Genomic DNA, 208 nt, shown 5'->3' with positions numbered 1-208 from the left:
GTAAAAAGGCCGCTCCCGGCGGGCTCCAAAGGATCAAACAGCCCAAAATCGCCTGCATGATCAACGCCTTAATCACAAACCGCCAATCAATCGCCCGCCGGTTGGTGGAGCATAAAACTCCCACGACTAACCGCGCGACAATCGCCACCACAGCGCGAAGGCAAGACACAAGTTCTTCTGACACAGCGGGGACTTCCCTTTCACATTC

The 208-nt window shown here is 55.3% G+C and carries 1 protein-coding gene; it reads right to left on the bottom strand.

Annotation, left to right across the window (positions count from 1 at the left end):
* On the bottom strand, nt 1-184 hold a 184-nt coding region (locus tag KB213_RS12715), incomplete at its 3' end, for a Na+ dependent nucleoside transporter N-terminal domain-containing protein (protein WP_346266721.1).
* Nucleotides 185-208: the final 24 nt, after the last annotated feature.

The sequence above is a fragment of the Neokomagataea anthophila genome, from assembly GCF_018122595.1.
In the GTDB taxonomy this organism is placed as follows: Bacteria; Pseudomonadota; Alphaproteobacteria; order Acetobacterales; family Acetobacteraceae; genus Gluconobacter; species Gluconobacter anthophilus.
This window is presented reverse-complemented; position numbering and strand designations above follow the sequence as displayed.